The organism is Marinobacter sp. L-46, from assembly GCF_056859535.1.
This window is the reverse complement of the sequence record NZ_JBSXOP010000036.1, coordinates 42,462-56,189: the sequence shown is the minus strand read 5'-3', so window position 1 is coordinate 56,189 and position 13,728 is coordinate 42,462. Positions and strand designations below refer to the sequence as shown.

The 13,728-nt window shown below is 60.1% G+C and carries 11 protein-coding genes; 10 read left to right on the top strand and 1 reads right to left on the bottom strand.

Annotated features, from left to right (window positions below; translation table 11 throughout):
- Positions 1-6 precede the first annotated feature (6 nt).
- The 8 genes from ftsW to lpxC all read left to right on the top strand — a co-directional run bounded on the left by ftsW (position 7) and on the right by lpxC (position 9,172).
- Positions 7-1,194, top strand: coding sequence for a putative lipid II flippase FtsW (gene ftsW / locus AC13DJ_RS03205; protein WP_482936970.1), 1,188 nt, complete (start codon positions 7-9; stop codon positions 1,192-1,194).
- Positions 1,187-2,272 (top strand): undecaprenyldiphospho-muramoylpentapeptide beta-N-acetylglucosaminyltransferase, encoded by a 1,086-nt coding sequence (murG, locus tag AC13DJ_RS03200; RefSeq protein ID WP_288371417.1) that lies wholly within the window; start codon positions 1,187-1,189, stop codon positions 2,270-2,272. Before ftsW ends, murG begins: the two co-directional genes overlap by 8 nt.
- Positions 2,265-3,710 (top strand): UDP-N-acetylmuramate--L-alanine ligase, encoded by a 1,446-nt coding sequence (murC, locus tag AC13DJ_RS03195; protein ID WP_482933889.1) that lies wholly within the window; start codon positions 2,265-2,267, stop codon positions 3,708-3,710. The genes murG and murC overlap by 8 nt, the downstream gene beginning before the upstream one ends.
- Complete coding sequence (locus AC13DJ_RS03190) at positions 3,703-4,680, top strand: D-alanine--D-alanine ligase (protein WP_482933888.1); 978 nt, start codon at positions 3,703-3,705, stop codon at positions 4,678-4,680. Before murC ends, AC13DJ_RS03190 begins: the two co-directional genes overlap by 8 nt.
- A complete protein-coding gene (locus AC13DJ_RS03185) occupies positions 4,673-5,512 on the top strand; it encodes a cell division protein FtsQ/DivIB (RefSeq protein WP_058340407.1) in 840 nt (279 codons plus the stop codon). The genes AC13DJ_RS03190 and AC13DJ_RS03185 overlap by 8 nt, the downstream gene beginning before the upstream one ends.
- A gap of 36 nt (positions 5,513-5,548) precedes the next feature.
- Positions 5,549-6,784, top strand: a complete 1,236-nt coding sequence (gene ftsA, locus AC13DJ_RS03180; RefSeq protein WP_022988688.1) for a cell division protein FtsA — start codon at positions 5,549-5,551, stop codon at positions 6,782-6,784.
- A 100-nt stretch (positions 6,785-6,884) separates the two neighbouring features.
- A complete protein-coding gene (ftsZ, locus tag AC13DJ_RS03175; protein ID WP_022988689.1) occupies positions 6,885-8,042 on the top strand; it encodes a cell division protein FtsZ in 1,158 nt (385 codons plus the stop codon).
- A 215-nt stretch (positions 8,043-8,257) separates the two neighbouring features.
- Positions 8,258-9,172 carry a UDP-3-O-acyl-N-acetylglucosamine deacetylase gene (gene lpxC, locus AC13DJ_RS03170; protein WP_022988690.1) on the top strand — a complete coding sequence of 305 codons (915 nt, stop codon included), beginning with the start codon at positions 8,258-8,260 and terminating at the stop codon, positions 9,170-9,172.
- A gap of 11 nt (positions 9,173-9,183) precedes the next feature.
- Here lpxC and AC13DJ_RS03165 read toward each other — a convergent pair whose 3' ends face one another.
- Entirely contained in the window at positions 9,184-9,639 is a 456-nt protein-coding gene (locus AC13DJ_RS03165; protein ID WP_289101837.1) for a DUF721 domain-containing protein, read from the bottom strand.
- Between the two features lie 213 nt (positions 9,640-9,852).
- Between AC13DJ_RS03165 and AC13DJ_RS03160 the strand changes: the two genes are divergently transcribed.
- Together AC13DJ_RS03160 and secA are read left to right on the top strand one after the other, a co-directional pair.
- Positions 9,853-10,809 carry a M23 family metallopeptidase gene (locus AC13DJ_RS03160; protein WP_482933887.1) on the top strand — a complete coding sequence of 319 codons (957 nt, stop codon included), beginning with the start codon at positions 9,853-9,855 and terminating at the stop codon, positions 10,807-10,809.
- Positions 10,810-10,898: 89 nt separating this feature from the next.
- Positions 10,899-13,646, top strand: coding sequence for a preprotein translocase subunit SecA (secA, locus tag AC13DJ_RS03155; RefSeq protein ID WP_482933886.1), 2,748 nt, complete (start codon positions 10,899-10,901; stop codon positions 13,644-13,646).
- Positions 13,647-13,728: the final 82 nt, after the last annotated feature.

Here is a 13,728-nt window from a genome sequence, read left to right as displayed (position 1 = left end):
GCAGGTATGACCATACCGCAAACCAGGACCTGGGACGGCCAGTTGCAGCCGCTGCCGGTGTTGGTTGTGTCTGCGGTTGCCCTGCTGGTGGTAGGCGTGGTGATGATCTCCTCGGCCTCCATGGATATGGCCGAGGCCACCCTGGGCAATGGCTATCACTATGTGATCCGGCAGTTGCTGTATGCGGCCATGGGCTGCGTCGCAGCCCTGATTGCGGTGAATGTGCCAGTGAGCTGGTGGGAGCGCAGTGGCTGGCTGATGCTGGGTATTGGCCTGGCGGTGCTGGTGCTGGTGCTGACGCCGCTGGGGCGGACTGTTAACGGTTCTACCCGCTGGATCTCGATGCTGGTGTTCAACGTGCAGGTATCGGAAGTGGCCAAGCTGTGCCTGATTGCCTATCTGGCAGGCTACGTGGTGCGCCGCCGGGAAGAGCTGCTGAATACCTGGCCCGGCTTTCTGAAGCCCCTGGTTGTACTGGGCGTAGCTTCGGTGTTGCTGGTTATCCAGCCCGACTTTGGCGCCACTGTGGTTCTGGTGACCGCTGCGGCGGGCATGATTTTTCTCAGTGGTGTGCGGCTGACCCGCTTCGCACCGCTGATCGCCATCCTGGCGGTGCTGGGCACCATTTTGGTGGTTACCCAGCCGTACCGGCTGAAGCGGGTAGTGAGTTACCTGGACCCCTGGAAGGACCAGTTTGATTCCGGCTATCAGCTCACCCAGTCACTGATTGCCTTCGGGCGCGGAGAGTGGTTCGGCGTTGGGCTGGGCAATTCGGTGCAGAAGCTGTTCTTCCTGCCGGAAGCCCACACAGACTTTATTTTCTCGATCATTGCCGAGGAGTTCGGTCTGGTCGGTGCATTGATTGTGCTGGGGCTGTTTACCGCCCTGGTGGTGAGCGGGTTTGTGATTGCCCGCCGGGCAGAAAAATCCGGCATGCCGTTCGGGGCCTGTTTCAGCTATGGCCTGACGCTGCTGATCGGTTTGCAGGCCGGCATCAATATGGCCGTTGCCACCGGCCTGCTGCCCACCAAGGGTCTGACCCTGCCGCTGGTGAGCTATGGCGGCTCGAGCCTGATGGTCACCTGCGTGGCGATCGGGGTGCTGGTACGGGTTGAAATGGAACGACTGGATCGGGTTCGTATGTCCGAACAGGAAAAGAAAAACAAGGTGCGGGGAGGGGCTGTGTATGACTGAACCTCGCCGTTTTCTGATGATGGCCGGTGGTACCGGCGGCCACGTATTCCCGGCCCTGGCAACGGCCCGGGCGCTGCAGGAGCGCGGCCATGAAGTTTACTGGCTCGGCGCCAGTGGCGGCATGGAAGAGCGGCTGGTGGGTAACACCGATATTCCGCTGTCCACCATTCATATCTCCGGCCTGCGGGGCAAGGGCAAGCTGGCGCTGCTGCTGGCGCCGTTCCGCCTGATGCGGGCCCTGGGCGAGGCCTGGACACTGCTGCGCCGGATCAACCCGGATTGCGTGGTGGGCATGGGCGGCTTTGTGACCGGCCCTGGTGGCGTAGCCGCCTGGATGCAGCGCCGGCCGCTGGTGGTGCATGAGCAGAACGCGGTTGCCGGTATGACCAACCGCTGGCTGACCCGCTTTGCCGAAACCGTGCTGGAAGCTTTTCCCGACAGTTTCGGCGACAAGGTCATTACCCGCTGCACCGGCAACCCGGTGCGCAAAGATGTGGCCGAGCTGCCGGAGCCGGCAGAGCGTTTTGCCGGCCGAACCGGGCCGGTACGCATCCTGGTAGTGGGCGGCAGCCTGGGCGCGCAGGTGTTCAACGAACAGTTGCCCAGGGCCCTGGCGCTGTTGCCGGAAGCCGACCGGCCGCAGGTGCGCCACCAGTGTGGCGAAAAGAATCTCGAAGCCGCGCAGCAGTCCTATGATGCTGCCGGCGTGAAGGCCAGCGTAGAGCCCTTTATTGCGGATATGGCAGAAGCCTACGCCTGGGCAGACCTGGTGGTGTGCCGGGCGGGCGCCCTGACGGTGTCGGAGCTGTGTGCCGCCGGGGTAGGCGCGATCCTGGTGCCGTTCCCCCACGCGGTGGACGACCATCAGACCCGCAACGGCCAACACATGGTCAAGGCCGGTGCCGCCATTCTGGTGCCGCAGCCAAGGTTTACCCCCGAGGCACTGGCCGACACCCTGAAAGGGTTGTCCGGTGACCGGGAAAAAATTCTGGGAATGGCGCAGGCCGCGCGCTCGCTGGCCCGTCCCGATGCAACGGAGAGAGTCGTGAATTACTGTCTGGAGGCCGCCAATGGCTGATGCAAACAATCCGCCGCTGGTGTACCAGGTGCCGGAAATGCGCCGAATTCGCCATATCCACTTTGTCGGCATCGGCGGTGCCGGCATGAGCGGTATTGCCGAAGTATTGAAGAACCAGGGCTACGACGTGTCCGGTTCCGACATCAAGGAAAGCCCGGTAACAGACCGGCTTCGGGCCATGGGCGTGGAAGTGCAGATCGGCCACCGTGCCGAGAACAGCGCCAGGGCAGACGTGGTGGTGGTGTCCACCGCCGTGGGCAGTGATAACGCGGAAGTGGCAGCGGCCCGCAGCCGCCGGGTGCCGATTGTGCCCCGGGCGGAAATGCTGTCGGAAATCATGCGCTATCGCCACGGCATTGCGGTAGCCGGCACCCACGGCAAGACCACCACAACCAGCCTGATTGCCTCGGTGCTGGGTGAGGCGGGGCTGGACCCGACCTTCGTGATCGGCGGCAAGCTCAACAGCGCCGGCACCAATGCCCAGCTGGGTGGTTCCCGCTACCTGGTGGCGGAAGCAGACGAAAGCGATGCTTCGTTCCTGCATCTCACGCCGGTTATTTCCGTGGTCACCAACATCGAAGCGGACCACATGGACACCTACGGTGGCGATGTCGAAAAGCTGAAGCAGACGTTCGTCGATTTCCTGCACAACCTGCCGTTTTACGGTGTGGCAGTAATGTGTGTAGACGACGACTATGTGCAGGAAATCATTCCCCGTATTTCCCGCGCCATCATCACCTACGGCATTGATAACCCCGACGCCGACTACCGCGCCGAGCAGATTACCTCGGACGGCCTGAAAACCCGCTTTGTGGTGCGCCGCCCCGGTGGCCGGCCAGACCTGGCCGTGGAACTGAAGATGCCGGGTCGCCACAACGTGCTGAACGCACTGGCGACCATCGCGGTGGCAACGGACGAAGGTGTTGACGACCAGGCGATCTGTCGCGGGCTGGCCGGCTTTGCCGGTGTCGGCCGCCGGTTCCAGGTTTACGGCGAGTATCAGATTCCGAAAGGTACTGTGACCCTGGTGGATGACTACGGCCATCACCCCACTGAAGTGGAAGCCGTCATCCGTGCCGCCCGGGATGCCTGGCCGGGCCGCCGTATTGTGATGCTGTATCAGCCGCACCGGTTTACCCGTACCCGTGACCTGTATGAAGACTTCGTACGGGTGCTGGCAGAAGTCGACGGCCTGTTGTTGATGGATGTGTATTCCGCCGGCGAACCCGCCATTCCGGGCGCTGACGGTCGGGCCCTGTGCCGGAGCATCCGGCAGCGGGGCAAGATGGAGCCGGTGTTTGTGGAAGACAACCGCGAGATTGAAAGTCTCCTGACCAACGTGTTGCAGGATGGCGACCTGCTGATTACCCAGGGTGCAGGAGACATTGGTGGAGTAGCGGCACGACTGGCCGCAGCAGGAGTAACAGCAAGTGAGTGATCTGACGCATACCGACGCACAGCCGTATCAGGCATCGCCCGGGCTGGTGAAAGCCCTGGGCCGGGTGGCGGTATTCATGGGCGGCGATTCGGCCGAGCGGGAAGTGTCGCTGAAGAGCGGCCAGGCCGTGCTGTCGGCCCTGCAATCTGCTGGTGTGGATGCCGTGGGTATGGACATCCGGGGCTGCCTGCTGGGCACCGTCGAGAATCCGGAGTTTGACCGGGTGTTTATCGCCCTGCACGGTCGTGGCGGTGAAGACGGCACCTTGCAGGCGATTCTGGGCCAGGCGGGTATTCCCTACACCGGCAGCGAAGTGCTGGCGTCGTCACTGGCCATGGACAAACTGCGCACCAAGTATGTGTTCGAAGGCTGCGGCCTGCCGACACCGGCATTTCGGGCCATGAAATCGGTGGATGAAGCCGAAGCTATTGTGGTAGCTCTGGGCACACCCCTGAGCGTCAAGCCGGCCCACGAGGGCTCCAGCATCGGTATCCGCAAGGTGCGCAGCGCCAGCGAGCTGGCAGAAGCCTATGAAGCGGCTGCCGCCATGGACGATCTGGTGCTGGTGGAAAAATGGATCGAAGGGCCGGAGTTCACCGTCAGCCTGTTGCAGGACCGGGCCCTGCCGGCCATCGGTCTGAGCACCGACCATGATTTCTATGATTACGACGCCAAGTACCTGACTGATGACACCCGCTACCGCATTCCCTGCGGACTGGCGCCGGATGATGAACTGCGGCTGCAGCACCTCGCCCTGGAAGCCTTCCGGGTGCTGGGCTGCCGCACCTGGGGCCGGGTAGACATCATGCAGGATGCCGATGGTGAGTTCTGGCTGCTGGAAGTAAACACCGTGCCGGGCATGACCGACCACAGCCTGGTGCCGATGGCGGCAAGGGCTGCGGGCATCAGCTTTGAAGAACTGGTGGTGCGCATTCTGAAGGACACCGTGCAGGAGGCTGCGAATGCTTGAAACACTGCAGATCCGGAGCCGGGCGGTACCGCCCGAGCAGCCCCGGCGCCGGGGGGCAACCTCCGTGGGCCCGGAGCGGGACCGGTTTGGAGTGTTGAAAGCCATTCTGGCGACTGTGCCCTGGATGCAGGTAGGGCTGGGAGCCCTGGTGGTTCTGCTGGCGGCCATGGTGCCCTGGGGCACCGACCGCCTGCTGACGGCCATGGATCAGCAGATTCTGGCGGTGGATGTGCGCGGCAACTTTATTGGTGAAAACCCGGTGGACGTAGAGCGGGCAGCCAGTGCCTGGGTCGGCAAGAGCTATTTTGCCACCGACCTGGCCGACATCAAGGCGGAGCTGGAGCGCCGGCCCTGGGTCGAGTCTGCTGCCGTCAGACGGGTATGGCCCGGTCGTCTGGAAATCGACATCCGGGAGAAAAAGCCACTGGCCTACTGGACAGATGGCCGCCTGGTCAGCCGCGCCGGGGAACTGTTTGCCCCGGCCAATCCGGAAGTTGCGGGCAAGCTGCCCCGGTTGGCAGGGCCTGACGAGCGGGTGCGAGATGTCATCGACATGGCCCGCAATATGAGCGAGCAATTACTGGGATACGGGCTGGGCTTTGCCGGCCTGACCCTTGAACAAAGGGGGGCCTGGACCCTTACCCTGGCCAACGGCATCGAAGTGGTGCTGGGCCGGGACCAGGTAGAGCAGCGCTTCGAGCGTTTTATAACAGTTTACGAGAACCGGCTGGCTTCAAGAGTCAGCGAAGTCAGCCGGGTTGATGCCCGTTACTCGAACGGAGTCGCGGTGCAGTGGAAAGCGGATGTGGCACAGGCCACTCCGAAATCCTGATAACGATTATTACGAACCTGGGGTTTGGTGAAACACATGTCATCGGTTGAAACGGAAAACATGATTGTCGGCCTGGATATCGGAACCTCCAAGGTGGTTGCGATTGTCGGCAAGCGCAAGATGGATGGAACGATCGAAGTAGTGGGGATCGGTTCCCACCCGTCCCGCGGCCTCAAGCGTGGTGTGGTGGTGAATATCGAAACCACTGTTCAGGCTATCCAGCGCGCCGTGGAAGAAGCGGAGCTGATGGCGGGGTGCCGGATTCACTCGGTGTATGCCGGCATTGCCGGCAGCCATATCAAGAGCCTGAATTCCCACGGCATCGTGGCCATCCGGGACCGGGAAGTGACCCAGGCGGATATCGACCGGGTGATCGATGCTGCCCAGGCCGTGGCCATTCCGGCGGATCAGAAAATCCTGCATATCCTGCCGCAGGAATTTGTGATCGATAACCAGGAAGGCATCAAGGAGCCCATGGGCATGTCTGGCGTGCGCCTCGAAGCCAAGGTGCACCTGGTGACCTGCGCGGTGAATGCCGCCCAGAACATTGAAAAGTGCGTGGAGCGCTGCGGCCTGGAGGTGGACGACATCATCCTGGAACAGCTGGCCTCGAGCCACGCCATTCTCACCGAAGACGAGAAAGAGCTGGGTGTATGCGTGGTGGATGTCGGTGGCGGTACCACCGATATCGCGGTGTTTACCGGCGGCGCCATTCGCCATACCGCGGTGATTCCCATCGCCGGCGACCAGGTGACCAACGACATCGCCATGGCACTGCGCACGCCCACCCAGAACGCAGAAGAGATCAAGATCAAATATGCCTGTGCGCTGACCCAGCTCGCAGGCGCCGACGAAACCATCAAGGTGCCCAGCGTGGGCGATCGCGCACCCCGCGATCTGTCCCGCCAGGCCCTGGCAGAAGTGGTGGAGCCCCGTTACGAGGAGCTGTTCACCCTGGTTCAGTCGGAGTTGCGCCGGTCCGGGTTTGAAGACCTGATTCCGGCCGGCATCGTGATTACCGGCGGTTCTTCCACCATGGAAGGGGTGGTGGAACTGGCCGAAGAAATCTTCCACATGCCGGTCAGGCTTGCCTGTCCGCAGAAAGTCTCCGGCATGACGGAAGTGGTCAACAACCCGATCTACGCCACGGGCGTGGGGTTGCTGATCCATGGCTTCCGGCAAATGGATCTTGGCCGGGCGCCGGCGCTCAAGGGTGAGGATGCACCCTCACTGGTTGAGCGGATGAAAGCCTGGTTTACCGGTCATTTCTGACGGTAGGCCGGGGGTAAGGCACGAAGGTTTCTCGAAAAGCAAAAAACGATCGAAATAGCCGGCCGGGACAGGTCGGAAACCGCACGAAGGAGTAGGGGATATGTTTGAACTCGTTGATAATGTTCAGCAAAACGCAGTAATCAAGGTTGTCGGTGTTGGTGGTGGTGGCGGTAACGCTGTTCGCCACATGCTCAACAGCGACATTGAAGGTGTAGAGTTTATCTGCGCCAACACAGACGCCCAGGCCCTGAAAAACCTGGACGCCCGCCAGATCATCCAGCTCGGTGGCAACATCACCAAGGGCCTGGGTGCCGGCGCCAACCCGGAAGTCGGTCGCCAGTCTGCGCTGGAAGACCGTGACCGTATTGCCGAGGCCTTGAGCGGCTCGGACATGGTGTTCATCACCGCCGGTATGGGCGGTGGTACCGGTACCGGTGCTGCGCCGATCGTGGCAGAGGTTGCCCGTGAACTGGGTATCCTGACCGTTGCCGTGGTCACCAAGCCGTTCCAGTTCGAAGGCGGCAAGCGCATGAGTGTGGCGGAATCCGGCCTGAAGGAACTGGAAGAGAGCGTTGACTCCCTGATTACCATTCCGAACGAAAAACTGCTGGCGGTCATGGGCAAGAAAACCAGCCTGCTGGACGCCTTTGCCTCCGCCAACGACGTACTGCTTGGCGCTGTGCAGGGTATTGCCGACCTGATCACCCGTAACGGTATGATCAACGTCGACTTTGCCGACGTGAAAACCGTAATGTCCGAAATGGGCATGGCGATGATGGGTACCGGCCGCGCCACCGGCGAGAACCGTGCCCGTGAAGCAGCAGAAGCGGCCGTACGCAGCCCGCTGCTGGAAGATATCAACCTGCAGGGCGCCAAGGGCATCCTGGTTAATATCACGGCCGGTATGGACCTCAACCTGGGTGAGTTCTCCGAGGTGGGCGATATCGTTCGCGAATTCGCGTCTGACTCCGCCACCGTGGTGGTGGGCACCGTGATCGATCCGGAAATGACCGAAGAACTGAAGGTTACCGTGGTTGCGACCGGTCTGGGCGGTGAGCGCGAGAAGCCGACCAAGGTGGTGGACAACACCCGTACCCTGGATGGCAAGACCGACTACAACCAGCTGGATCGCCCGGCGGTGTTGCGTCGTCGTGCGGTAACCCAGGGCAATGTGGCACTGGACCAGAGCAAAGAAAGCGAAGAGCAGGGCGTGGACTATCTCGATATTCCCGCATTCCTTCGCCGGCAGGCTGATTGATAATCTGTCTCAAATGTGGCGAAGGTCTGGTTCCTGGTGTTTCTTCAGGGAACTGAAAGCCTTGGTCAAACGTGAGCTGATTGACCATAGCCGATGACTATTGCAAAAGTTAAGTAAAGTCATGCTGGTTAAATGGTGCTCAGTCTTGAATTCTGATATTCTGCGGGCAGTCTTTTGCTCAGAATATCGAACTTTTGTGACGGAATAATGAACCGATGATCAGACAACGGACACTCAAAAACACCATCCGCGCGACTGGTGTAGGCCTGCACTCAGGGGAAAAGGTTTACCTGACGCTGAAGCCGGCACCTGTCGATGCAGGAATCATCTTCCGCCGCACCGACCTGGACCCGATGGTCGAGATCCGTGCCTGTGCGGAGAATGTGGGTGAGACCATGCTGTCCACGACGCTGGTAAAAGACGGTGTCCGTGTGGCGACGGTTGAGCATTTGCTCTCGGCCATGGCTGGTCTCGGAATCGACAACTGCTACGTCGAACTCAGTGCGGCAGAAGTGCCGATCATGGATGGTTCCGCCGGCCCGTTTGTATTCCTGCTGCAGTCTGCAGGGATCGCCGAGCAGGAAGCCGCCAAGCGCTTCATCCGCATCAAGCGTGAAGTTACCGTGGAAGAAGACGGTAAGAAAGCAACCTTCCTGCCGTTCGAAGGCTTCAAGGTCAGCTTCGGTATCGACTTCGACCATCCGGTGTTCAAGGGTCGCGCCCAGACCGCAACGGTAGACTTCTCTTCCACGTCTTTCGTGAAGGAAGTATCCCGTGCCCGTACTTTCGGCTTTATGCGGGATATCGAGAAGCTGCGGGCCATGAACCTGGCCCTCGGTGGTAGCGTCGACAACGCCATCGTGGTTGACGACTACAAAATCCTGAACGAAGACGGTCTGCGCTACGACGACGAGTTCGTCAAGCACAAGGTACTGGATGCTATCGGCGACCTTTACCTGTTGGGCAACAGCCTGATTGGTGAGTTCCGTGGTATCAAATCAGGTCACGACCTGAACAACAAGCTGCTGCGCAAGCTCAGGGCTGAAGAAGATGCATGGGAAGTGGTGACCTTCGATGACGAAGCCACTGCACCTATCTCTTATATGAAGCCTGTGCTGGCGGTGGGTTAAGGCCGGACGCCTTAATCCCGCACGTGGCTGGCGAGTTTTTCGAGAACCTCGCGCAAAGCTTTATCCTTCGTGTGCCCGGCTTCCTCTTTGAGGAGCCGGGCATTTTCCTGGCTCAAAGGTATTTTTTCGACCTTCTTGCGCGCCCAATACCTGAGCGGGCTGACCTTGATGCGCACCTTCCAGACAAAACGGAACAGTTCGTTCTCCCGTAATGCCTCCATAATTTCGTGCTGGCGGAAGCGCAATCGCGTGGCCTTGCTGGCGTTATCTGTAGCCAGAACCAGTTCGCCATCCTGGCAGCTGACAAATCGGGTGCCTGTCCGAAGTTCCGCGGGTATGGCTTCGAGCACCTGTTGTTCCGCCTGTAAATGCAGTTCCGCCCGGGCCATCAGCTCCTTCAGGGTGGAGGCGGGGGCCGGGCCGCTGTTTGTGCGGAAGATCATTTTTTGATCGGATTTTTCATTCATTGACAGTTTTTGTCTCGACGAGCCCGTTTACGATTGGTTAAACTTCGGCACGCTTTTTTGATGGTGCCAGCATTGCTCCCGTTTTACATTGTCGCGAGAGAGTGTGTCCAGCTGGCACTGCGTCTATTCAATACGTAGTTGTTGCAAGGATAGCAGACCCACTCGAAAATTTTCCGGGTCGCAGCACTACAGGGAACAGGTTGCGACTCTTCGATGACACCAAATGACGATATGAATGTAATTTTCGTTGGCAAACGCCATGGCCAGTCAAAGGCTGTCGCGTTGAATGGCGGTGTTCTGGCCGGGCTGATTTTCCTTGTGCTGGCGCTTATTCTGGCGGCCGGCTGGGCGGGCTATAAGGTAGCCGTTACCAAGGCGGCCGCTGAACAACCGACCGAATCCGAGTTGGTGGCTGAATGGCGTTCAAAGCTGGAGCAGCAGAAGGCCCAGCTTGCCCGTGTTCGGGAAGATGTACAACAGCAGGTAGACGCCTTGACCCTTCGCCTGGGCCAGATCCAGGGCCGTATGCTGCGCCTGGATGCCCTCGGTCAGCGCTTTATGGAATCGGGCCTGGTGGCCAGTGACGAATTCAATTTCGACCAGCCGCCGGCAGTGGGTGGCCCGGAAGAACTGGGCCTTGCCGGTGATTCCTACAGTGCCCCTGAGCTGACCGAAATGATTTTCCAGCTGGAGCGTCAGCTGGAAGACCGCGAGAAACAACTGCGCCTGCTGGATAAGGTGTCGTCCCGGCAAAAGCTGGAAGATGAACGCTATGTGCAGGGCCGGCCGATCACCTGGGGCTGGTTGTCCTCCAAGTACGGTTACCGTTCCGATCCGTTCACCGGCAAACGTACCTGGCACGGTGGCGTGGACCTGGCCGGCAAGGACGGCAGCGACATTATTGCCGTGGCCAGTGGTGTGGTCACCTGGGCCGGCGAGCGTTACGGCTATGGCAACCTGGTAGAAGTGGATCATGGCGATGGCCTGGTTACCCGCTACGCCCACGCCAAAACCGTCAAGGTCAAGATCGGCGATGTGGTCCAGAAAGGCCAGGTGGTTGCACTGATGGGTAGCACCGGCCGCTCTACTGGACCGCACGTACATTTCGAAGTTATCCGTAACGGAAAGGCCGAAGATCCTGTCAAATATATCCAGCGGGCAAGCCGCTGATATCATTCCTGTGAACCCTGCCTTTTGTCCTGTCGCCAAATAAGGTTAGAATGCCGGCTTCCTCCGTTTAACTGAAGAAGCAGTGGTCTATGTTCTCAAAGCTTGCAACCAAGATGTTCGGCAGTAAAAACGCCAGAGAGATCAAGCGCATGCGCAAGGCGGTGTTGCGCATCAACGACCTTGAAGAACAATTTGGCGGTTTGTCGGATACAGAGCTGCAAGGCAAGACGGCGGAGTTCCGCCGGCGCCTTGAAGAAGGCGAAGCGCTGGATGCGCTGCTTCCCGAAGCCTTTGCCACCGTACGTGAAGCCAGCCGCCGGGTAATGGGCATGCGCCATTACGACGTGCAGCTGATCGGTGGTATGACCCTGCACGAAGGCCGCATCGCCGAGATGAAAACCGGTGAGGGTAAAACCCTGGTGGCTACCGCGTCGGTATACCTCAACGCATTGCCGGGCAAGGGCGTTCACGTTGTTACCGTGAACGATTACCTGGCCAGCCGTGATGCCGAGTGGATGGGCAAGCTGTACCGGTTCCTTGGGCTCACCATCGGCGTCGTGGTTGCCGGCCAGCCGCCGGAAGAAAAACGCGCGGCCTACCAGGCTGATATTACCTACGGTACCAACAACGAGTTCGGCTTCGATTACCTGCGCGACAACATGGCCTTCAGTATTGAAGACAAGGTCCAGCGCGGGCTGAACTATGCCATCGTGGATGAGGTGGATTCCATCCTGATCGACGAAGCCCGTACCCCGCTGATTATTTCCGGTGCAGCAGAAGATTCCTCCAAGCTGTATCAGGCGGTTAACGCCCTGGTACCGAGCCTGGAAAAAGGTGAGGTAGACGAAGCGGGCGAAGCCAGCGGCGACTTCACCATCGATGAAAAATCCCGTCAGGTGGAGCTGACCGAGAGCGGTCACGAGAAAGTGGAAGAACTGCTGCTGGGCCGTGGCCTGCTGCAGGAAGGTGAAAGCCTGTATTCCGCGGCCAACCTCAGCCTGCTGCACCATGTTCATTCGGCCCTGCGCGCCCACCACCTGTTCCAGAAAGATGTGGATTACATTGTCCAGAGCGGGCAGGTGGTCATTGTTGACGAACACACCGGCCGCACCATGCCGGGCCGCCGCTGGAGCGAAGGCCTGCACCAGGCCATCGAGGCGAAAGAGGGCCTGAAGATCCAGGCCGAGAGCCAGACCCTGGCCTCCACAACCTTCCAGAACTATTTCCGTTTGTACGAGAAGCTTGCGGGCATGACCGGTACCGCCGATACCGAAGCCTTCGAGTTCCGCCAGATCTACGGCCTGGACGTGGTGGTGATTCCGCCCAACAAGCCGATCCAGCGGATTGACTACAACGACCTGGTGTACCTGACCCAGGAAGAGAAATTCCACGCCATTATCGACGAGATCAAGGATGTAACCTCCGAAGGTCGCCCGGTACTGGTGGGTACGGCCTCCATCGAGGCGTCTGAATTGCTGTCCATGCTGCTGAAAAAGGCCCGGATCGACCACAAGATCCTGAACGCCAAGCAGCACGAGTCTGAAGCTCAGATCATTGCCCAGGCGGGCCGCCCCGGTGCGGTCACCATCGCCACCAATATGGCGGGCCGTGGTACCGATATTGTGCTGGGTGGTAACTGGGAGCACGAAGTGGCCGGCCTGGACAACCCTTCCGAGGAAGAAGTTGCCCGCATCAAGGCCGAGTGGACCGAGCGTCACACCCAGGTGCTGGACGCCGGTGGTCTGCACATTGTCGGTACCGAGCGCCACGAATCCCGCCGTATCGACAACCAGTTGCGGGGCCGTGCCGGGCGCCAGGGCGATCCGGGTTCTTCCCGCTTCTTCCTGTCACTGGAAGATAACCTGATGCGGATCTTTGCCCCGGAGCGGGTGAAGAACCTGATGCAGGCCATGGGCATGAAGAAGGGCGAGGCCATCGAGCATCGCATGGTCTCCAACGCCATCGAGAAATCCCAGCGCAAGGTGGAAGGTCGCAACTTCGACATGCGTAAAACCCTGCTGGAATACGATGACGTGGCCAACGACCAGCGTACGGTGATCTATGATCAGCGTAACGAAGTGATGGCTTCCAACGATATTTCCGAGATGGTCGACACCATCCGGGCCGATGTGGTGGATGCCCTGATCAGCGAGTTCATTCCGCCCCAGAGCATGCCGGAGCAGTGGGATGTGGCCGGCCTCGAAGCTCAGCTGCAGTCCGAGATGGCTGTGGACCTTCCGGTTCAGAAGTGGCTGGAAGAAGACAACAAGCTGTACGAGGAGAACCTTCGCCAGAAGATCCTCGACGCGATTGTGGCCGAATACCGCTCCAAGGAAGAAATCGCCGGCGCCGAAGCCATGCGCAAGTTCGAAAAGCAGGTGTTCCTGCAGGTGCTCGACACCCTGTGGAAAGAACACCTGTCGAACATGGACCATCTGCGCCGCGGTATTCACCTGCGTGGCTACGCCCAGAAGAACCCGAAGCAGGAATACAAGCGTGAGGCTTTCAACCTGTTCGAGACCATGCTCGATACCATGAAGCGTGATGTTGCCCGGGTGCTGAGCCACGTTCGCGTGCAGAGCCGCGAGGAAATGGAAGAGATCGAGCGCCGTCGCAAGGAAGAGCTGGAGCGGGAAATGGCCCGTGCCAAGCTCCGCCATGACGAAACCAGTGCCGCCCGGGCAGCGGAAGGTGAAGGTGACGGCGAAGACGGCCAGCAAGGCCAGCAGACCACTCCGGATACCTTTGTGCGCCAGGAGCGAAAAGTGGGCCGAAACGAGCCCTGCCCCTGCGGATCTGGCAAGAAATGCAAACAGTGCTGCGGCAAGGTCAGCTAACCGACCAGCCCGGCACCGAAGCACCAGAACCCGCAAACCGCCAGAGGGCTGGCAGCTTGCGGGTTTTGTCGTTTATTGATCA